At 61.1% G+C, this 16328-nt stretch carries 25 protein-coding genes; 8 read left to right on the plus strand and 17 right to left on the minus strand.

All coding sequences use genetic code 11. The features are described from left to right. Nucleotides 1-181 precede the first annotated feature (181 nt). Nucleotides 182-886, plus strand: a complete 705-nt coding sequence (locus C475_RS18400; RefSeq protein ID WP_152436493.1) for a hypothetical protein — start codon at nucleotides 182-184, stop codon at nucleotides 884-886. Between the two features lie 641 nt (nucleotides 887-1527). Here the strand turns inward: C475_RS18400 and C475_RS18405 are convergent. From C475_RS18405 to C475_RS18420, 4 genes are read right to left on the minus strand one after another with little or no spacing between them, the layout of a single operon-like run. Next, nucleotides 1528-1791: a winged helix-turn-helix domain-containing protein gene (locus C475_RS18405; RefSeq protein WP_006885386.1), complete on the minus strand. Its 264-nt coding sequence runs from the start codon at nucleotides 1789-1791 to the stop codon at nucleotides 1528-1530. Continuing rightward, nucleotides 1781-2683 (minus strand): hypothetical protein, encoded by a 903-nt coding sequence (locus C475_RS23340; RefSeq protein ID WP_006885387.1) that lies wholly within the window; start codon nucleotides 2681-2683, stop codon nucleotides 1781-1783. The genes C475_RS18405 and C475_RS23340 overlap by 11 nt, the downstream gene beginning before the upstream one ends. Before the next feature lie 3 nt (nucleotides 2684-2686). Further along, complete coding sequence (locus C475_RS18415) at nucleotides 2687-3238, minus strand: 3'-5' exonuclease (protein WP_082223359.1); 552 nt, start codon at nucleotides 3236-3238, stop codon at nucleotides 2687-2689. After that, nucleotides 3231-3476, minus strand: coding sequence for a hypothetical protein (locus C475_RS18420; protein ID WP_006885389.1), 246 nt, complete (start codon nucleotides 3474-3476; stop codon nucleotides 3231-3233). The genes C475_RS18415 and C475_RS18420 overlap by 8 nt, the downstream gene beginning before the upstream one ends. 25 nt (nucleotides 3477-3501) lie before the next feature. On the opposite strand from C475_RS18420, the gene C475_RS18425 reads away from it, so the two are divergent. After that, the gene (locus tag C475_RS18425; RefSeq protein ID WP_006885390.1) at nucleotides 3502-3894 is read left to right on the plus strand and encodes a hypothetical protein; all 393 of its coding nucleotides are present in this window, start codon (nucleotides 3502-3504) and stop codon (nucleotides 3892-3894) included. A gap of 85 nt (nucleotides 3895-3979) precedes the next feature. Here C475_RS18425 and C475_RS24680 read toward each other — a convergent pair whose 3' ends face one another. Next, nucleotides 3980-4657, minus strand: a complete 678-nt coding sequence (locus C475_RS24680) for a hypothetical protein (protein ID WP_204366187.1) — start codon at nucleotides 4655-4657, stop codon at nucleotides 3980-3982. Between the two features lie 104 nt (nucleotides 4658-4761). Between C475_RS24680 and C475_RS23345 the strand changes: the two genes are divergently transcribed. From C475_RS23345 to C475_RS18450, 5 genes are all read left to right on the plus strand, one after another. After that, a complete protein-coding gene (locus C475_RS23345) occupies nucleotides 4762-5022 on the plus strand; it encodes a hypothetical protein (RefSeq protein WP_193366324.1) in 261 nt (86 codons plus the stop codon). Beyond that, a complete protein-coding gene (locus C475_RS18435; RefSeq protein WP_006885392.1) occupies nucleotides 5019-5432 on the plus strand; it encodes a site-specific integrase in 414 nt (137 codons plus the stop codon). Before C475_RS23345 ends, C475_RS18435 begins: the two co-directional genes overlap by 4 nt. Then, entirely contained in the window at nucleotides 5425-5655 is a 231-nt protein-coding gene (locus C475_RS18440) for a hypothetical protein (protein WP_006885393.1), read from the plus strand. The genes C475_RS18435 and C475_RS18440 overlap by 8 nt, the downstream gene beginning before the upstream one ends. Then, entirely contained in the window at nucleotides 5645-5977 is a 333-nt protein-coding gene (locus tag C475_RS18445; RefSeq protein WP_006885394.1) for a hypothetical protein, read from the plus strand. Before C475_RS18440 ends, C475_RS18445 begins: the two co-directional genes overlap by 11 nt. 263 nt (nucleotides 5978-6240) lie before the next feature. Then, on the plus strand, nucleotides 6241-6795 hold the full coding sequence (locus C475_RS18450; RefSeq protein WP_006885395.1) for a hypothetical protein: 555 nt from the start codon (nucleotides 6241-6243) through the stop codon (nucleotides 6793-6795). A 367-nt stretch (nucleotides 6796-7162) separates the two neighbouring features. On the opposite strand, the gene C475_RS18455 is transcribed toward C475_RS18450, so the two are convergent. The 9 genes from C475_RS18455 to C475_RS18490 all read right to left on the minus strand — a co-directional run bounded on the left by C475_RS18455 (nucleotide 7163) and on the right by C475_RS18490 (nucleotide 13593). Continuing rightward, complete coding sequence (locus C475_RS18455; protein WP_006885396.1) at nucleotides 7163-7705, minus strand: hypothetical protein; 543 nt, start codon at nucleotides 7703-7705, stop codon at nucleotides 7163-7165. 2 nt (nucleotides 7706-7707) lie between these two features. Beyond that, entirely contained in the window at nucleotides 7708-8136 is a 429-nt protein-coding gene (locus C475_RS18460; protein WP_006885397.1) for a type II toxin-antitoxin system VapC family toxin, read from the minus strand. Next, entirely contained in the window at nucleotides 8136-8381 is a 246-nt protein-coding gene (locus tag C475_RS18465; protein WP_049930923.1) for an AbrB/MazE/SpoVT family DNA-binding domain-containing protein, read from the minus strand. The genes C475_RS18460 and C475_RS18465 overlap by 1 nt, the downstream gene beginning before the upstream one ends. A 319-nt stretch (nucleotides 8382-8700) precedes the next feature. Continuing rightward, complete coding sequence (locus tag C475_RS18470; RefSeq protein WP_006885399.1) at nucleotides 8701-9117, minus strand: hypothetical protein; 417 nt, start codon at nucleotides 9115-9117, stop codon at nucleotides 8701-8703. Nucleotides 9118-9139: 22 nt separating this feature from the next. Continuing rightward, complete coding sequence (locus C475_RS18475) at nucleotides 9140-9733, minus strand: site-specific integrase (RefSeq protein WP_049930925.1); 594 nt, start codon at nucleotides 9731-9733, stop codon at nucleotides 9140-9142. Between the two features lie 169 nt (nucleotides 9734-9902). Next, nucleotides 9903-10079, minus strand: coding sequence for a hypothetical protein (locus C475_RS24020; RefSeq protein WP_161625215.1), 177 nt, complete (start codon nucleotides 10077-10079; stop codon nucleotides 9903-9905). Nucleotides 10080-10081: 2 nt separating this feature from the next. Then, the gene (locus C475_RS18480) at nucleotides 10082-10609 is read right to left on the minus strand and encodes a DUF5817 family protein (RefSeq protein ID WP_049930928.1); all 528 of its coding nucleotides are present in this window, start codon (nucleotides 10607-10609) and stop codon (nucleotides 10082-10084) included. Between the two features lie 2 nt (nucleotides 10610-10611). After that, nucleotides 10612-12750: a minichromosome maintenance protein MCM gene (locus C475_RS18485; RefSeq protein ID WP_006885403.1), complete on the minus strand. Its 2139-nt coding sequence runs from the start codon at nucleotides 12748-12750 to the stop codon at nucleotides 10612-10614. Nucleotides 12751-12969: 219 nt separating this feature from the next. After that, a complete protein-coding gene (locus C475_RS18490; protein WP_006885404.1) occupies nucleotides 12970-13593 on the minus strand; it encodes a hypothetical protein in 624 nt (207 codons plus the stop codon). 359 nt (nucleotides 13594-13952) lie between these two features. On the opposite strand from C475_RS18490, the gene C475_RS18495 reads away from it, so the two are divergent. Next, entirely contained in the window at nucleotides 13953-15227 is a 1275-nt protein-coding gene (locus C475_RS18495) for a tyrosine-type recombinase/integrase (protein ID WP_006885405.1), read from the plus strand. Nucleotides 15228-15229: 2 nt separating this feature from the next. On the opposite strand, the gene C475_RS18500 is transcribed toward C475_RS18495, so the two are convergent. The 3 genes from C475_RS18500 to C475_RS23350 are packed head-to-tail and all read right to left on the minus strand — an operon-like array spanning nucleotide 15230 to nucleotide 15952. Beyond that, nucleotides 15230-15409 (minus strand): hypothetical protein, encoded by a 180-nt coding sequence (locus C475_RS18500; protein ID WP_049930930.1) that lies wholly within the window; start codon nucleotides 15407-15409, stop codon nucleotides 15230-15232. Next, complete coding sequence (locus C475_RS18505) at nucleotides 15406-15684, minus strand: helix-turn-helix transcriptional regulator (RefSeq protein WP_006885406.1); 279 nt, start codon at nucleotides 15682-15684, stop codon at nucleotides 15406-15408. Before C475_RS18505 ends, C475_RS18500 begins: the two co-directional genes overlap by 4 nt. Next, nucleotides 15677-15952: a hypothetical protein gene (locus C475_RS23350; protein WP_152436494.1), complete on the minus strand. Its 276-nt coding sequence runs from the start codon at nucleotides 15950-15952 to the stop codon at nucleotides 15677-15679. Before C475_RS23350 ends, C475_RS18505 begins: the two co-directional genes overlap by 8 nt. Between the last annotated feature and the right edge of the window lie 376 nt (nucleotides 15953-16328).

The following is a 16328-nucleotide window of genomic DNA, read 5'->3' on the forward strand; positions in this document are numbered from 1 at the left end:
CCAGCCGTTCTATCGTCTGAGTCCAGGTCTCACCGTCCCGTTTGAGGGTGTTGACCTTGTCTCTCGTGCTACTATGGACCGGGATCGAGGTCCAGTCCGCGTCGGTGTTAGCCGACATACCACCCACTCAGGACTCCAGATTAATTAAATTTTAGTACGTTCCGATGGTTAATCGTTGATAATGCCTCGGAATTCAGAGGATGGCGATAATGAGGGATCGTTTTTTCGCCGTCCAAGACCTCTACACACCGAAAATCCACGGGATAGGGATCCTGGAATACTTACATACGATGACCGGAAATATCTTTTCGGAGAGAAGAATACGTCCGAAGAGGCTGAAGCGCAGCTGCGCCAGCGATTGCGCGACCGGGTACGGAACGGGCTTCTCGACTTCGAGGTTCTGCTGTACTGTCTGGACGACCGGGACGTTCAGACCATCTTCAGTGAGATTTCAGGGCCCACTCAGATGGTGGACTCGCCGGCGCGGGAAGTCCGCGACGGCGTCTTGAGTGCACTCGCTTTCATCTACTTCGGCGTCACTGAATTCTCTCACGACCAATTTGATGATCTCCTGGAAGAAGCGATTGAGACCTCTTCTCGTCGAAGTAGTGAACGCCGGCGCGGACCCCACCAGTGGCGCGCGGAGGCCGACGTAGATATCAACGTAGAATGGGAGATACGCGCCTGGCGCAACGACAAGCTGATGGAGAAACTCCGGAGTGGGGACACGCTAACCGACCGTGAATTGGGCATGATCGTCCGACATGGCGACTTAGATGATGAGGACTGGCAGCACATTCGGGAGGAGATCGCGGACGGTCCACCACGGGACTTGGACCGCCTGCCTGAGTACGAGGGCGACGACGAGGAGATTAGTGAGGAGTGACCATCGTAGGTCCTCCCGGTTGCTTCAAAAGGTATCCCCGCTCGCTTCGAGCGGACCTTTCGGTCGCTTATCCTGGTCGTCTAGGTCGTTGAGCCGGGGTACCAACGCCACCGGACCAGCCAGCAAACCAGCCAGCGAACCAGCGAGCAGACCGTCCAGCAAACCAGTCAGGTCCCCCGCCTACACCCCTCCTTGACGGGTAGACTCAGAGAGAGCCAGAATCAACAGACGTAAGCGCTCTCTGGTGGTGGAGAGTGACCCCTTCGAGGGGTGGTCTCGCTGGCTTTCTAGGTTGGTCTACCGGGTCGGTGGAAGAGACGACCGACGCCAGGGTACCAGCCAGGGAACCAGCCTGCAAACCAGCCAGCGGACCAGCCAAGGACCGTGCCAAGGACCGACCTACAGAGAAGACCCAAAACAGAGGGGCAAATCCCCCGACAGCAGGCGAACTAAGAGCCACTGACCAAGGGGGCCAGAGGGGTGGTCTTGCTGGCTCTCCGGGTCGGCCTCTTCGCTCGGTCGAGGACGACCGGCGTTGACGGACCAGCCAGCAGACCAGCGAAGGCACCAGCCAGCGGACCAGCCAGCGAGCGGGCCAAGGGGCCACCTACCGCCGGGTCGTCTGGATCGGTGGCTTGGGGTTACGCCTCTCTGGCGGCGGCCTCGCCCTTCTCTGTGAGACCGTAGATACGGTGGTGGGACCGCTCGGGTGTGAGGCACTTGGCGAGGCCGTTCCGTTTGAGCCACAGGAGGTGGTTGCTCACCGTGTCTCGCTTGATGCCCATCTGGTCCGCGATCTCCTTCGCGTACTTCGGGTCATCTCGGATGGCGTCGACGACCTCTCGTCGCCGCTTGCTTGACCGAATCGCTGCGACTGCGTCCCAATCGACTGTTTCACTGCTCATTGTTATTTCCTCTTGTGCTGTCAGAACGGGTAAAACCACCGTGAGAGGTAGTCTTCCCGAACTCTTCATCGACACCTTCCGGAAGGTGGCGCTCACACCGGAACGTGGAGATCACGCCATCCTGAAACAGATACACCGCTGCAGGGTCTCCGCACATGCTACACGACCGTCCCGCGTTGTTCGCTGAGAGCGGTCGAATGAGGTCGAAATCGTATTCACTCGCGCCCATCCGCCACCAGCGTTCCAGCGTCTCACGGTGGTCTTCGACGAAATCGGGCGGGAACTTGGCCTCCGTTGGGTGCCGTTCCCCCATCTCACCGAGCTGCTCTTCCGGATACTCGATACCGGACCATTCGGTCACCGAGGGGACCGCGTTGGGCCAGGCTGTGATGAGGTCCGGAAACCCGACAGTCTCGTAGTTCTCGCCGAAATGGGACTCACTGAGCCAGTACACCGAGAATCCTGCTTGGAGGTACTCGGTCGTTACAGCCTCGATGTCCTTGTCCTCGTGTCGATATTGTACCTCTGCGACGATCCCGCGACCGAACTCTTGGAAGGACTCTTCAAAGGTCACGACAACGTCACCAACGCGCTCTGTTTCAGGAATCCCCCTCTCCCGCTGAACAGTTCCGTGGTCGAACATCCGGCGTAGACGGCGGCTGGCGACGTATTTCATCAGCTTGTGTTCGTCGCTCTCACCGCCAGGACACAACCCTCCGACAGAGGCATCCGGGTTGTGCACAAAGCACCGCGGTTTGAGAACGCCGTCCTCCGTGGTGTGGCCGCTCCGGACGTGCATCCCATCGCCGCAGTTGGGGCACTCCACTGAGGCCCCATCATCAACGTCGTCGGGCCAGACGACATCTCCATCATCAACGGCTGTGAAGGGCATATTCTACCCCTCGGTAACACCAGCGTCCGTATGCAGTGAGCGAAGGGTTTCGCTCACAATCCGGGCTTGATACTTCGCATCGTCGAGGGCGTCGTGCTCATCCCCGTCCATCTCGACCTCCGCAGCACAGGGAAGTGATCGAAGCGTACGAACGTCCCGTTCGTCCCGGAACTGCCAAGGTTCGGTCATCCCGACCGCGCTGAAAGCCGTTTCGAGGTGCTCACAGTCAAACGACGGCGAGTTCGCCCACACTTCTGCGTCGGTAGGGAACCAGGAGTGGAACGCCCTCAGAACATCGTCAAGCGGGTCGCCGCCGGTCAGTATCCCGGTGACAGCGTCGTCCTGACTGAGCCACCATTCGAGGGTGTCAGCGTCGATCTTGAGGCCCGCTTCCTGACAAGATTCGAGGCTGATCACACGGTAGAACTCGTCGCCGAGTCCGTTCTCAGAGAACGTTACCGCTCCGAGGCTGAGGATGGCTGACCCGGGTTCGAGACCCAATGTCTCGATATCGACCATCACGCGCTCAGTCTCGGTTGATGACTCCTTACTCATCGGTCTCTCCTCCAAACCAGTGGTCGAGAACCCGGTACAGGTACTTCGCGTCTCGCTCTGTCCCCTGGAAAATCGGGACTTCCGGGCCAACGGGCTTGTATCCGCCGCGGAAGTTGTGCATCAGCTTCTGACGGCCTACACGGACCCGAGTTCCGGACTCGGCTTCGAACTGTGTCCCTCTGATACGGGTGAAACCGTCGCGGAAGCGGACTGGTTCCGCTGTCTGCTGTTCCCTCATCGTCAGCCACCTGACTGTCGAGGTCGTGCTGTCTAAGTTCGTAGTCGCTCTCCTCGACGATCTCCTCGGCTGGCCGGTCCAGGACCGTCTCTTCAACCTCCGACGCAAGGTCCCGCAGCGAGACGACCATGGCCGCAGCCTCCAGTTCGGTGAGGTCGCGGTCCCGGTGCTCTGTGCGGTGGATGAGACGCCCGTCGATGGTCAGCTCCGCAATCCCGGGGTTCGGAAGTCGCTCAGGTGCGGAGTCTCCGCCATCAGACATCTCCCATTCCTCCCTCTGCTTGTCCGGGATATGCCAGTCATCGACTCCCAAATACCCGGAGTTCTCGGGATCGTCTCCATGTATCCAGGCCTCGAAATCTTCCGAACAGAACCGACAAACAACGAAGAACACCGGGTTGTGTCCAGCGCCCTCTGACCTGCCGCGGAAGAATCTGTGCAGTTCGATTTTTGAGTGATCGTTGAAACTGGCCGCTTCGCGGCCACACCGGATACAGGGGTAGTCACTCATCGGAATCGCCCACCCACCGGTAGTCGTGGTGGCCTTCCCGGTACTCAACCAGGTCTGCGTCTACTGCCCGCTGCACTGCCGGACGGGCGGTCTTACGCCAGAAGGTGTCTTCGCCTTGGTCGTCGGGCGCGTGCTGCTTGTAGAGCGCGTTCTTGAAGTCACCACCACTGGCGCGCCCGTCGTAGTCTCGAAGCCACTCCAGAGCCGCACGACCCGCCTTTCGTCGCTGCTCTCGCTCTTCGCCACCTCGACCCGGTCGCCAGCCTTCCAGAACTCCCTCGATGGAGTCTGTCTCGGTGTCCATTCCAGCGTTGAGGAGATCGTTCATCTCCTGGTCTCCGCTGACGGTGTCTTCCCACGTTTCGTCAGGTTCCCGCTCAACGGACTCTTCAGGACTCGATGAACCAGATTTCGCTATATGATCCGTCTCCGCGTTCTCACGAGGGTCCTCAACAAGTTCATAGAGGCCTTCGTAGATTTTCCGAGCGTTACCGTGTTCAACGAGGCGATTTAACCGGTCACGTACATACTGAAGGCTGTAGTCTGCTTCTTCAGCTGCGTACGGGGCGGTGATGCGTCCTTCTTGGAGTAAATCCAGCAGCGCTTCATCAGCCGGGCCGAGGTCACTTTCCTCAAGCATTGTACTTGAGGATGTTGTGCTTGCGCCCATGAGTTAAGCAATAGTGGCATAGGACTTAATCCTTAGGCCATAACCCATAGACCCTAAGGATTAAGTCACAGGGCACAAACATTGTTGTGTGCACGGAATGGCTCGTGGAATCCAAGATCACGATCGGATTCCTCAGAAGGCCAGGGCGCAGGAACGCCCTCGACCGTGCCGCCAGAGCAATGACGGCGATACACACTACCCGCTCAAACGGGCATGAAAGCATCGGAGAATCGTTGCAGAACCAACGTGTGACGGCGCGCATCGTCCGCAAAAACGACGGAACGACCCGGCGGGAGTACCGCATCGGCGGCCGCGTCTACCACTCTCTAGAAGCGCTCAGGGACGCCCTCGGTGGTCGTCCATGACCGACGGAAATCCCATCTGGCACGAGACCGTCCGCCCGATCATCGAGGAATGCGAGAGTCCGCTCACGAGCGCCTACATCGCTGTTCTGTGGGAGACCGGTGCCCGCCCGAGCGAGGTCGCCACCCTATCTGTGGACGACATCACCGAGACCGGATACTGCTTCGAGGCGGAGATGTCCGGGAAAGGACCGGTCTACTCCGTCGAGATCGTCGCCTCCGCGCCGTTCCTTCGGAACTGGTTACGATACCGCCCGCAGCACGACACCGGGAATGTCGCCCTCTGGACGAAACGCGACCGTAACGACGGTCTCTCCGTGCCTGCGCTGAACGAGCGCGTCCAGGCAGCCGCCGAACGTGCCGGTGTCGAGGTGTCCCTTTACGACTTCAGGAGGCCGCAGGACGATGAGTGAGGACCGCTCGGACCTCGATGACTTCGACCTCGTGGGAGATCTCCCGACGGTTGACGTGGAGTTCACCATCGATGTGCCGGCGGACATCGAGGAACTGGCCCGCGAGCGGTTCGAGCGAGCGAAAGAACAGCGAGACATCCCCGAAAGCGTCACCTTCGAGGACTACCTGATGGACCACATCCAGCTCTCGTGGTCGTTCAACGTGGAGGAAGATGACTCCTAACGACCCCGACCGCGACCGGTGGGAGAGTGTCGGGCGCAAGCTGCTCGCTGAAGACCTCGAAGTGATGGGCCGAGAGACGCTCCAACACGCCTTCGTGGACGCGATGCGCCGCATCCAGGCCGGAGAGGAGCTCCGGCGCGAGGACATCGACAAGATGCGGCGAGCGCTCCAGGAGGCCTCCCAACTCGTAGAGGTCTGCGCCGAGGTCTCACCAGAGGACACGCCGGTTCCCGGTCTGGACGAGTTCCTCGACAAAGACGGCAAGCGTAGGTACGCTGAAGAGGTAGAGCGCCGCCGGTCCGAAGTCGAAGAGCACCGCTGAACGACCGGCAGACACCCGCTCCAGCAGCCCCCGAACCCCCCTATCTGCCTGCCGCAGGACACACGATGGCGAGTATCCGGGACCACCCATCGGCGCGGTCGAAACTCCAGAGGCCGGCTGACGCCGCCGGAGAAACCCCATCGTCCGGGTTCGAACCCCGGGGCAGGCGTCCGTTTTCCCGTTCAGACCGACGATAGAGAACCGCCGCGAGACGTTACCAACGTCGAAGAAACTACGGGAGAAGCCGTTCAACGGATAGCCAGATGGTCTACTTTCCCGATGAGGACAACGAAAATGACCCGCCGAACCGGCAGAGCCAGACAGAGACAGCCGAGACGCCGTCTCCCGAGGAGAAACTCGGTCAGACGGTGGTGAAGCATCTCCGCCAGGCACCCGAGGTCAGGGTCTGGATGGGGGAGGAGAAGCTGCGCGTAGCGCCGACTGAACGAGAAAGTGAACGCGACCAAGCGGAGACAGAGCCCTCCTCTACCCGTGATAGAGACATCGATAGAGGGGCGGCAAATCGCAAGACGGCGTCTACGCCTCTATCGTCCTCTACTGGCTCTACCACAGAGAGCGCTGGCTCTATCGATAGAGAGAGACAGAGTAGCGGATTGAACGGGGAATTGAACGGTGAATTGAACGTTCAAAATCTCACAGAGAGGCAGGCGAAGGCCTACCTCCTCCTGGAGGTGACCGGCGGCAAGATCTCCGCGTCGCAGCTGGCCGAGCGGACAGGGTACTCCTCGAAGGGCGGAGCCTACAACGCCCGGGAGAAGTGGGAGCAGGACCGCGGCCTCGACGAGGCTGAGAACTGAACCATCACCACCTTTTCTTACTCCTTGCCGCGTCCGTCCAGATAGGCGTCTGAGGGAGTACAGCCCCTCGAAGTCCGTCACCGAAAAATGCGCGCCCGCCGTGACGTGCGACGGTAGTAGTCTGCGGGTCAATTTCGTGGACGAAAACAGAGCGCGGCTCTGGCGAGGTCGCGGGTGCGGGTTCCGACTGTCGGGATTCCGTCTCGGCGCGGACTGCTCGAAGCCGAAATCTCAGGCGTTCAGGGCTGCGTCCGAGCGTTTCCGGGATAGAAACCGGAGGCAGTAAACTTGGCCCGGCACGGGTGAGCCAGTGGGCCCTGCGAACCCGCTCTGCTGCTGCGAGGGCAACGCCCGATGGCGTGCATTTTCACCGGTCTTCAACCAGTTCGACTATCTCGTCCCAATGCTGGTCGAGGTGGCCGCCGACCTTCCCCTCGTAGACCTCAGTTCCGCAGATCGGACACTCCCGAAACAGGTCCTCAGAGTCCTCCCATCGGCCGAATCCATCCGAGAAGTCACTCTCTTCGGTGGTCTTCCGCTGCTCGCGTACCCGGCGCTCAAGTTCCTGTGCGACCTCCTCGCGCTTTTCCTCAGGAACGTCATCGTCTACGAGCATCCCGCGTCCAGCTGACCGCGACTCCTCTCCGGCGAGATCGTGCGTTTCGAGAGCGTCTCCGCCCATCGGCGCTTTCATATCGTCATCGTCGAAGACGCCGGTGCGCTGGTGGTCGAACTCAATACTCACGTCACCGTCTTCGGTAAGATACCACCGGATCAGACCGTCTTCTTCGAGGTCGAGGTCCTCGATGATCTGTCGCGGAACGTACGTGTGGCCATCTTCGATGGTACCCGTATGCAACAACTCCCCGTTCTCGGAGTCGGTTTCGGTGCTGTCGTCGGTGCTGGTCATCGTTAGTTGAAGGGGTTGTCTGCCGTTTCGAGGCGGCTGACGCCGTCGATTTCGTCGAAGTCGTCATCAAACGAGTAGAGGTATTCGATGTTCTCGCGCTGCATGTAGGCGACGAGAGTCGCATCAACGAACGAGAGGCCAGAATACCGGCGGAAAAGCGCCTGTGCAGCGTTGAAGTCAGACTGCGGGGCGTGTTCTACCTCGAAGTGCGCGCCCTGGTTGAGGCGGTCCAACATCGCGTTCGCCGTCTCTGGCCCGAGTTTCTCGCCGGTGAGGTTCAGAATCTCAGCGACGACGTAGTTCGTGATCACCACCTCGGGGAGATCGCCGTGGTCTACTGCCTGGACGATGCGCCGGCCTCGGTCGTGATACTCGTCGCGGGCACTGGCGCTGGCGAACAGGACGTTCGTGTCGAGAAGGGCGACCGCCATCACTCAGCTCCGAACTGGCCTTCGACCTCGACGGCGTTCGTCTCGCCAGCATCGACAGGCTCGAAGTCGTCGAAGACGCCCTCTCGCTGGTGAATGATCTCGACCGTCAGGTCCCCGTCCTCGTCGGTGTTCCAGCGGAGTTTGTCGCCCGGTCCGATGTTGAGGTCCCGACGGATGTCTGCCGGGATGGTGACCATCCCTCGGTCGCTGACCTTCGTTTCCTCAGAAGCTTCTTCGGTAGCCATACCTGACCGTACAGCCCCTCTCCTTATACATGTTACTTCACATGTGGCAGAGTGGCGGAGTGAAGATATCTCACCACAGACAGAGGGCGCGAAGCCGCGAGATAGTTCCCTCTCTGTCTGTTGGTAATCAACTAACTTGCTTGATTAGTTACTAACGCCGACCGACAGATACGGGCGAGGGGCCGACAGTCGCGCCGCCGACGCCCGACCCGCAGGAACGAGCGAGCGCGTCGACGTCGACCAAGTGCCGGCCGAACCCTGGTCGACGAATGTGAGCGAGCGGCCGCGGGTCCAGTAGAGTGCGCCGGCTCTGGACGCCTCAGTAGTCCTTCAACCACTCGGGACCGCCGTACGCATCGACGTAGCAGTAGCGGTGGACGGGCTCACCGCGGGGGTTCGGGACAGCCTCATCGAGGGCGACGCTGTTTCCACAGAGGTCGCACTCGGCGCTGTGTCCCGCCTGGCGATCGTCAGGAGTGAGACCGCGCGTTTCGGTGTAGAGTTCCTGCAAGGCGCGCGGTGTGAGGCGGACCAGCACCTTCTCTCGGTCGCTCTCCTCCCGTCTCTCCGGCGTGTACGTGAGAACCCAATCCTGCCCGGGTTCGCCCTCGCCGGCCGGTCCGAGGCTGATGGTCTGCGCGAGCTCCGGCGGGACGTAGTGCCAGGTGTTCTCTCGGAACCGAGGATAGTGACCTTCTGGACGCGGGTTTTCAGGGTCGATATCGTTCTCTGTCATGTATCTCGAAGACTCACCGAGATCATACCCGCATCGCTTCACCGATGCGCGTCTCGGTCGGTTCAGCGAGGTACGGTTCGATAGCACTGTAGTCGCTCCACCCACCGACAGACATCATCGTCCGAACGTCTACCTGCCGTTCTACGAGGTGGTACGTAGCCCACGAGCGCCGGAGGTCGTGACTGGACACTTCACGCCACCGGGGAGCGTCCTTCCGCTCTGCGACCTTGTCAGCGGCTTCTTTCACCCACCGCCGGACGGACGACTTCGAGGCATCGACCCACGGCGTGGACGCGTCGAGGCCACGCTCGCGGCTGTACTTGTGGATGTCGTCAGCCACGTCCTCGGGCATCCAGGCGTCCCGCGTCTTCGGGTCGCCGCCTTTCGTGTTCTTCCCCTGTACCTCGAAGAGCCACACGTCTCCATCTTCGGACCAGCGGAGATCGTCGTCGCTCGGATAGGGGACCTCATCAGCGCGGAGACCACACCGTCCGAGAAGCTGGACGGCTACTTCTCGTTCCCAATCCCATGAGCCAGCTACACGTTCCAGTTCATCGAGTTCGTCCGGTGACAGCCAGCACTTCGTGACCTCCCCCGAGTCGTCTACTCGAACCATAAACGGATTTCTCAGAGAAGCCGCCTAGTTCTTTCGATGGTTCACCCTCAGAAGGTACGATATCGACCCGATATCGGGGTGATTCTAAGCGCCTTGTTCTATAACCCGATTACAGACCACATCTCACCGGTCGAACCCCGGGGTTTCCGTCGATATCAGCCGCTGCAGACTACGTAGGGCGGAGTTTGCCGTCTCGTTCGGCGACCTCACCGCGGTTCTTCAGGTCTTCGACGTAGTCGCGGATCTCCCCTTCGCTCATCAGCATGATGTCCGCGACTTCCCCGACCGTCGTCTCGGCGTGGTCCTCGACGATGGAGCGCACCTGGTCACTGCGGTCGTACTCCATCGTCACACCCTCCTGAGGTTGTTCCGACTGTCCTTGACGATGTGACCCTGCTCTTTCAACCGAGAGAGGGCGTGTTCTGCTGTCTCTTCGTCGATACCGCCCCCCTCAGCCTTCTCTATCACCGCCTCTCGCGGCGGATTATCGAGGTCTTCGATGATCTCCAGAACGTCCTTGGTCCAACTCCGATCACTCTTCGACTGGCGTAGTCCGACATCCACAGCGTCAGTTTCATCGGTCCCGGAGCCGAGTCCCCTCCGCTCTTCAATCTCCTCGGCCGTCGGGAACGGCTCGAAGGCCATCGGATGGTCTTCGACCGACCAGCGCAGCTGCACCAGCAGCGCGGCCAGGTCGTCTATCTCCTCATCGAGGTCCCCCGGGTCCGCCTCATCGAAGTACGTCGCGTCGAGGTAGGCGCGGGAGATCTCCCCGACCTCCTCCATGATGGCCGCGAGTAGGGTCTCCGGGTGCTGTGTTCCGTGCTCTCGCACGTTCTCTTCGGCCTTCTCGCGGTGTGTGGGGTTTCCGTTCATCGTCACACCTTCCTGAGGGTGCCGCCACCGACTTTGACGACCTTCCCCTTCTCTTTCAGCCGGTCGATCTCGTGGTTCGCCTTCTCGGCGTCGATGCCTATCTCATCAGCCTCCTCGATAACCTGCTCTCGGGACGGGCTGTCGAGGTCCTCAATGAGGGAGAGGATGTTCTTCNCGGCGTCGATGCCTATCTCATCAGCCTCCTCGATAACCTGCTCTCGGGACGGGCTGTCGAGGTCCTCAATGAGGGAGAGGATGTTCTTCACCCGGTCGCGCTGGCTCTTCGACTGGCCGGTCTCGATGATATCAGCGTCGAATTGCCCCTTCTCCGGGTCGTACCCGACCTGTCGCATCGACGACTCCACCAGGTTGATGGCCCGTTCTACGTCCTGCATCTCTATCCGTTCAGAGAGGCGGACACGGGCGCTGGACTCCGCGATTCGCCGGATGGCCTCGAACTTCCGGTAGGTGATCGGCACCGGGTTGTCCTCGTTCTCGTTCTGGTTCGCCTGCCGGAAGTTCACGAAGTAGTCGATGAGCTTCTGCTCGACCTCGTCGTCTTCGAGGTACGGCTGGCAGGTGTCCTTCGCGTGGGCGATGTACGCCCGCAGCACGTCCTTCGAGATGGCCGGCTCCACGGCCTCACGCTCTTCCTCCGTCAACTCCTCGCCGCGGTTCTCGCGGGCGACAGCCCGCCGAGAGCGGCTCATGTGCCGGACTACCTCCCGGTCCTTCTCCTCGTCCGGCGAGTCCGAGACCATGAACATCAGGTCGAACCGGGAGAGCAACGTCGGCCCGAGGTCGATCTGTTCGGATTTCGGCTGGTACGGGTCAAACCGGCCGTGCTTCGGATTCCCGGCCGCCAGCAGCGCCGAGCGAGCGTTCAGCGTCGTGTTGATGCCTGCCTTGTTGATGTGGACCTCCTGGCTCTCCAGGGCGTCGTGCATCGACGAGACGGCTTTCTCATCGACCTTGTCTACCTCATCGACGCACGCAACGCCGCCGTCAGCGAGCACGAGAGCGCCCGCTTCGAGCGACCACTCCGTGTCCCCGAAGTCGTCGGGTACCACCGCTGCGGTCATCCCTGCCGCGGACGCCCCTTTCCCCGACGCGTACGTGGAGCGAGGGGCCGTCTCATCGACCCACCTGAGGAAGGTACTCTTCCCGCAGCCCGGGTCACCGAGGAGGAGCATGTGCCATTCGCCACGATCTCGGCTCCCGTCCGGATGCTCTCGCGGCCACGCACCGAACATCTGCAGCGCGAGAGCCAGTTTCACGTCCTCGTCGCCCTGGTGCTTCGGGTTCACCGAGTCTACGAGCAGCTCGTACGGGTCGCCCTTCTCCCCGGCGGCGATGGCCTCGATCGCGTCCAGGTGCTCCTCGACGTTGATGTCCTCGTAGTCGCTTTCCTCCCGGACGACCGCCCGGCCGTCTACGGTGGTGTCGAAGTCCCGCGTCTGGTCGTTCTCCGGCTCTTCAACGTCGAGAACGCCGGTGAGAGTGATGCGGTCGCCTGCATCGAACTCCTCGATCAGGTCGTCCTTCAGGTGAACGTCGATGGTGTCACCGGACCCGCCGCGGGTCTTGTCCGGCGGCTGCTGGATGCGGGCGTGCTGGTGGTCGATCCACGTGCTGTCGGAGGACTTCATCGTGAAGGGGCCCTGCCGCTCACAGCCCTGACACTCGTGCGGTTCCTGGAGCTTGTCGCCCGACTGCGGGATGTCGGTCAGCGTCCCGCAGCGCTGGCACTCGAAGACAGCTTCCACGACCCGCGGCTTCACGGCGGAGGGCTTCTTCACCTGGCCGCGGACATCGAGGAGATCGCCGATGTGGTCCTTCCGGACGACCTCGCCGACGCCGTAGGTCTCCGGCAGGTTGTAGATGCGGACGTGCGCCCCTGAGAGCTTCACGTCTATCGGGAGGTCGTAGAGTCGCAGCGCCTCCTCGAAGTGGTTCTGCATCTCCCGCGGCTGATTCTGAACGTCGTCCGCGAGATCCGGGCTGAACCGGAAGATTTCGTCGTAATCGACGTACAGCGACCGTTGTTCGCGGGGGTACTTCTGAGCGAGCTGTGCGATGTCCTCCCGGTAGTAGTCCCGGAAGAATTCTATCACGTCGTCGATGAGTCCTTGGTGTCTCATTGTTTGGCACCGGTGTTACGGTTTCACAACACTGCTTCCCTGGTGTGATTGGGTGGGAGATTCGAGCGGTTCGAGCGGTTTTCGAGCGGACCATCAGCTAACCGACCTTTTCTTACTAACCTCTCTACCCTGCAAATTCTAAGGGTAGCGAGGGTTTCGCTCGTTCCGGAGAGTCTCGGCGGGGGCTTCCCCCTTCTCCAGTGTTGTGAAGTCATAACACTACGTTCTCCCTGTGTCAACCGCGTAGCCGGCGATCTCGTTCGGTAGGTCTCCCGCTTCGAGGTTCAGGCGGAGCCGCGACTTTTTGCCCTGGCCGCGGCTCTCCGGCTGGTACCAGAGGACATCCTCGTTCCCGACAGCCTCCACAGCGTCGGTGAAGTCCTGGTAGATGAGCGACCGGTGGTTGTTGTTCCCGAGGGCTGCACGCCCCTCCTTCGGCGTCAGAGAGGCCTTCGCAGACTCGCCACGCTCCGCCTTCTGCTGAGCCTCGTTGATCAGGGTCTGGATGAGGACAGCCTGCCGTTCGGCGGGCTCCTGAGTGGTGTTCTGTTTCACCATCCGGAGGAGGTCCGTCCGCTGGTCCACCTCTTGGAGCCTCTCGCGCAGCTCCTCGTTCTCCTCTTCGAGACGCTGGCGCTCTTCACGCTCCTCGTCGAGGTCGTCCTGGAGGTCTTCTACCTGGCCTTCGAGGTTGTTGAGCCGAGTCCTGATCGCCTCGACGTAGACGCCGAGGTCCCTGACGGTCTCCCCGTCCCGCGTCGTGAGCGGCGGACCGTCATCATCGAGGCCGTCCGCGTGCGAGTTCTCGGCCCCGTCGTCGCCGTTCTGTGCGGGGTCGCTCACGCCGATGCACCCCCTTCAGCCGGGGCAGAGTTTCTTAAGGACGGGGGCCATATACGTGTGGGTGATTCTCCCGAATTCGCCGTAGAGAAGCCCTCTACTTCACGGCAAGGGTTTATCCGTGACTGCGTCAGTTGATGAGGTGCTGCCCCCTTATGGCAAGCAACCCCATCACCGGGACGTTGCATCCCGGCACGGTAAAGTATAGTGCGGCAAGCATCAGGTGCGGGTTCGGTCTGGTTTCTGAACTCAGCCCCTCCTCGGCGACTCAAAGAAGGTGACGGAACAGTGAGACGAGTCACTACAACGTCACGAGGAGTCGTAGGCGTCCTACCCGAAATCCCTGAGAGGGTCCTGACGTTATGAACGTGGACGACCCCTCGGGGAACGACAAGAAGTTGCCCCGACAGGAGGACCTCCTCGATGAGGCCCACATCGCACCCGTCGATAAGCAGAGCATCAAGGACTTTCTCGTTCACATGAAATCCGACGGGGACATCGAGCGCCACACGATGGCCGACCGAATCCGAGACCTCCGTCTGACCTCCGAGCGTGCCGATATGCCCCTCACCAGGATGGGTCACCTGGATTGGGACCGGTTCGTCGTCGAAGAACTCGAAGAAAACCGCGGGCTGTCGGAAGGGACGATTGACAACTACAAGTCGGCTGCCCGGAAGTACTTCCGTTGGCTCGACCGCTCGTGGTACGAAGAGATCTCCTTCGCCACGGCCGATGAAAAGGGGAAGGACCTCGACCCTGAGGACTTGTTCACCCGTAATGAGATAGACGCGATGCTGGAACAAGGCGATGCCCGTGGAAAGGCGGTCACTGCCCTCTATGCCGCCCTCGGCTGGCGCGCATCGGCTATCGCCAGTATCCTGACCGGAGACACTGACCTGGAGGGAGAGACCGCGACCGTCACCCTCAACGAGGACGCCTACACGAAGGGCGCAGAGGGAACCTCGCCGCTGACCTTCGCGCGCGGATACGTCGCCAGCTATCTCCGCGGAGACCACCCGTGTCCTGAGAGAGACGACGTACCGCTCATTCACAAGAAACAGCAGTATGAGGACGGTGACCGTGCGCTCTCGACGGACCGGATTCGAGGCATCGTCAAGGACATGGCAGAAGAGGCAGGAATCGACCGAGACCGAGCGAACCTGCACAACTTCCGGCACACAGCTGTGACCCGGTGGCGTCTCCAGGGGATTCCGGATCACCGAATCCAGAAACGCGTGAAGTGGGCCGAAGGAACGGATATGTTCGATATCTACGACAACCCTGAAGAGGACAAGGAAGTCCAGAGCCAAGCAATCGCCTTCGGCGCAAACGACCCCGGGGACTTCGAGGACGAAGAAGGGGGTACTGAACCCGGTGATGGCCTCGGAGAGTGTAGTGTCTGCGGTGAAACCGTTCGTGTGAACGCTCGATACTGCCAGACCTGCGGAAACCCCCTGGATGTTGAAGCCGCACAGAACGTCCCGCCAGAAGACATCCAGGACCCTGAAGAGACCGCCGAAGACCTCGCCGACATGGACGGTGTCCTCGACGAGATGAGCACCGCCACTGTCATTGAGCGGTTGCTTCAGGAGAACCCGGACCTCCTCGACAGTCTCGACTTCGACCTCGGCGACTGAGGTCACGCCGACCCCTCCTTTTTCGCGGCTTCGAGTTCTCGCTTGGCGAGCTCCCCCTCGGCATCCCCCGCAGCGAGTAGCGCCGCGATCACGACGGTGCGGGTCCACCGGTCGCCCTCCTGGAGGGCGTAGTGGAGGTCATCTCGGTGCTGCGCGACGTAGTCGCGGACATCGTCACTCATCGGTAGCTCCTCCCGAGAGACGACTGAACGATTTCAGGCTCACAGCCCGGCAGATACAGGACGTTCTCCAGGCCGAGTTCGACCTTCTCTATGTGACCGCCGTCATCAAGGGCGCTGATACGCCGGGAGATCTCCCCTTTGGCAATCCCCACCTCGTCTACGATCTCCTTCTGGCGGGCGCTCCCGCCGTTCAGAACGAGGATAGCGAGGATCTCTCGCTCTCGGTCCTTCAGCCCGTCAGCAAGCGTTTCGCTGGCCTGCAGCGCCTTACTCATTGAGACCGACCTCCCGCTCTACGAGGTCGAGGACGTGTATTGGACAGAGGACGCGCGTCCCGAAGCCGTCGATGCGCAGCTGAGCGAGATGTTCCTTCAGCCGGCACCCGTGAGCCGTACAGACCCGGGCTTCAGGTTGCGGTTCGCCTTCGACCCCGTTGAGGCGGGAGACGTTCCTGAGGAACGCCTGCAGGTCGGGTTCACCGGGTTCGATCAGCGGTTGCTGTAGCGTCTCGGTACTCGTGCTCGTGGTGTGTGCGGCTTGCATCGTCCGGGTAGCGACCGATTAAGGACGGTCAGCCCGGAACCATTGAGCAGAACGGACCCGAACGCTCATTAGCAACGACTGCTAATGGGCGAACGAGAGCCGAGCCCTGCTCGCCGGCTCCATCCACACTGCCTCAATGCAACAACGGGCCGTTGCGGCCGGGTGCTGGATACACCCGGACGACCTTCCCAAGTGGGAAGGGGCCCGTTGTGACGCGGTTCAACCTTTCTAAGTGCCATCTCTGTCGCTTCCCTCTTAGTCGTTCCCCTGATTAGAGTGGCCGTCAACCAGCCGTTCTATCGTCTGAGTCCAGGTCTCACCGTCCCGTTTGAGGGTGTTGACCTTGTCTCTCGTGCTACTATGGACCGGGATCGAG

This window comes from Halosimplex carlsbadense 2-9-1 (assembly GCF_000337455.1).
Taxonomy (GTDB): domain Archaea; phylum Halobacteriota; class Halobacteria; order Halobacteriales; family Haloarculaceae; genus Halosimplex; species Halosimplex carlsbadense.

Bases quoted from the DNA above. Each gene is read 5' to 3' on its own strand.
- C475_RS18400 (WP_152436493.1), top strand. From the start codon at position 182: ATGCCTCGGAATTCAGAGGATGGCGATAATGAGGGATCGTTTTTTCGC.
- C475_RS18405 (WP_006885386.1), bottom strand. From the start codon at position 1,791: ATGAGCAGTGAAACAGTCGATTGGGACGCAGTCGCAGCGATTCGGTCA.
- C475_RS23340 (WP_006885387.1), bottom strand. From the start codon at position 2,683: ATGCCCTTCACAGCCGTTGATGATGGAGATGTCGTCTGGCCCGACGAC.
- C475_RS18415 (WP_082223359.1), bottom strand. From the start codon at position 3,238: ATGAGTAAGGAGTCATCAACCGAGACTGAGCGCGTGATGGTCGATATC.
- C475_RS18420 (WP_006885389.1), bottom strand. From the start codon at position 3,476: ATGAGGGAACAGCAGACAGCGGAACCAGTCCGCTTCCGCGACGGTTTC.
- C475_RS24680 (WP_204366187.1), bottom strand. From the start codon at position 4,657: ATGGGCGCAAGCACAACATCCTCAAGTACAATGCTTGAGGAAAGTGAC.
- C475_RS18435 (WP_006885392.1), top strand. From the start codon at position 5,019: ATGACCGACGGAAATCCCATCTGGCACGAGACCGTCCGCCCGATCATC.
- C475_RS18440 (WP_006885393.1), top strand. From the start codon at position 5,425: ATGAGTGAGGACCGCTCGGACCTCGATGACTTCGACCTCGTGGGAGAT.
- C475_RS18445 (WP_006885394.1), top strand. From the start codon at position 5,645: ATGACTCCTAACGACCCCGACCGCGACCGGTGGGAGAGTGTCGGGCGC.
- C475_RS18450 (WP_006885395.1), top strand. From the start codon at position 6,241: ATGGTCTACTTTCCCGATGAGGACAACGAAAATGACCCGCCGAACCGG.
- C475_RS18455 (WP_006885396.1), bottom strand. From the start codon at position 7,705: ATGACCAGCACCGACGACAGCACCGAAACCGACTCCGAGAACGGGGAG.
- C475_RS18460 (WP_006885397.1), bottom strand. From the start codon at position 8,136: ATGGCGGTCGCCCTTCTCGACACGAACGTCCTGTTCGCCAGCGCCAGT.
- C475_RS18465 (WP_049930923.1), bottom strand. From the start codon at position 8,381: ATGGCTACCGAAGAAGCTTCTGAGGAAACGAAGGTCAGCGACCGAGGG.
- C475_RS18470 (WP_006885399.1), bottom strand. From the start codon at position 9,117: ATGACAGAGAACGATATCGACCCTGAAAACCCGCGTCCAGAAGGTCAC.
- C475_RS18475 (WP_049930925.1), bottom strand. From the start codon at position 9,733: ATGGTTCGAGTAGACGACTCGGGGGAGGTCACGAAGTGCTGGCTGTCA.
- C475_RS24020 (WP_161625215.1), bottom strand. From the start codon at position 10,079: ATGGAGTACGACCGCAGTGACCAGGTGCGCTCCATCGTCGAGGACCAC.
- C475_RS18480 (WP_049930928.1), bottom strand. From the start codon at position 10,609: ATGAACGGAAACCCCACACACCGCGAGAAGGCCGAAGAGAACGTGCGA.
- C475_RS18495 (WP_006885405.1), top strand. From the start codon at position 13,953: ATGAACGTGGACGACCCCTCGGGGAACGACAAGAAGTTGCCCCGACAG.
- C475_RS18500 (WP_049930930.1), bottom strand. From the start codon at position 15,409: ATGAGTGACGATGTCCGCGACTACGTCGCGCAGCACCGAGATGACCTC.
- C475_RS18505 (WP_006885406.1), bottom strand. From the start codon at position 15,684: ATGAGTAAGGCGCTGCAGGCCAGCGAAACGCTTGCTGACGGGCTGAAG.
- C475_RS23350 (WP_152436494.1), bottom strand. From the start codon at position 15,952: ATGCAAGCCGCACACACCACGAGCACGAGTACCGAGACGCTACAGCAA.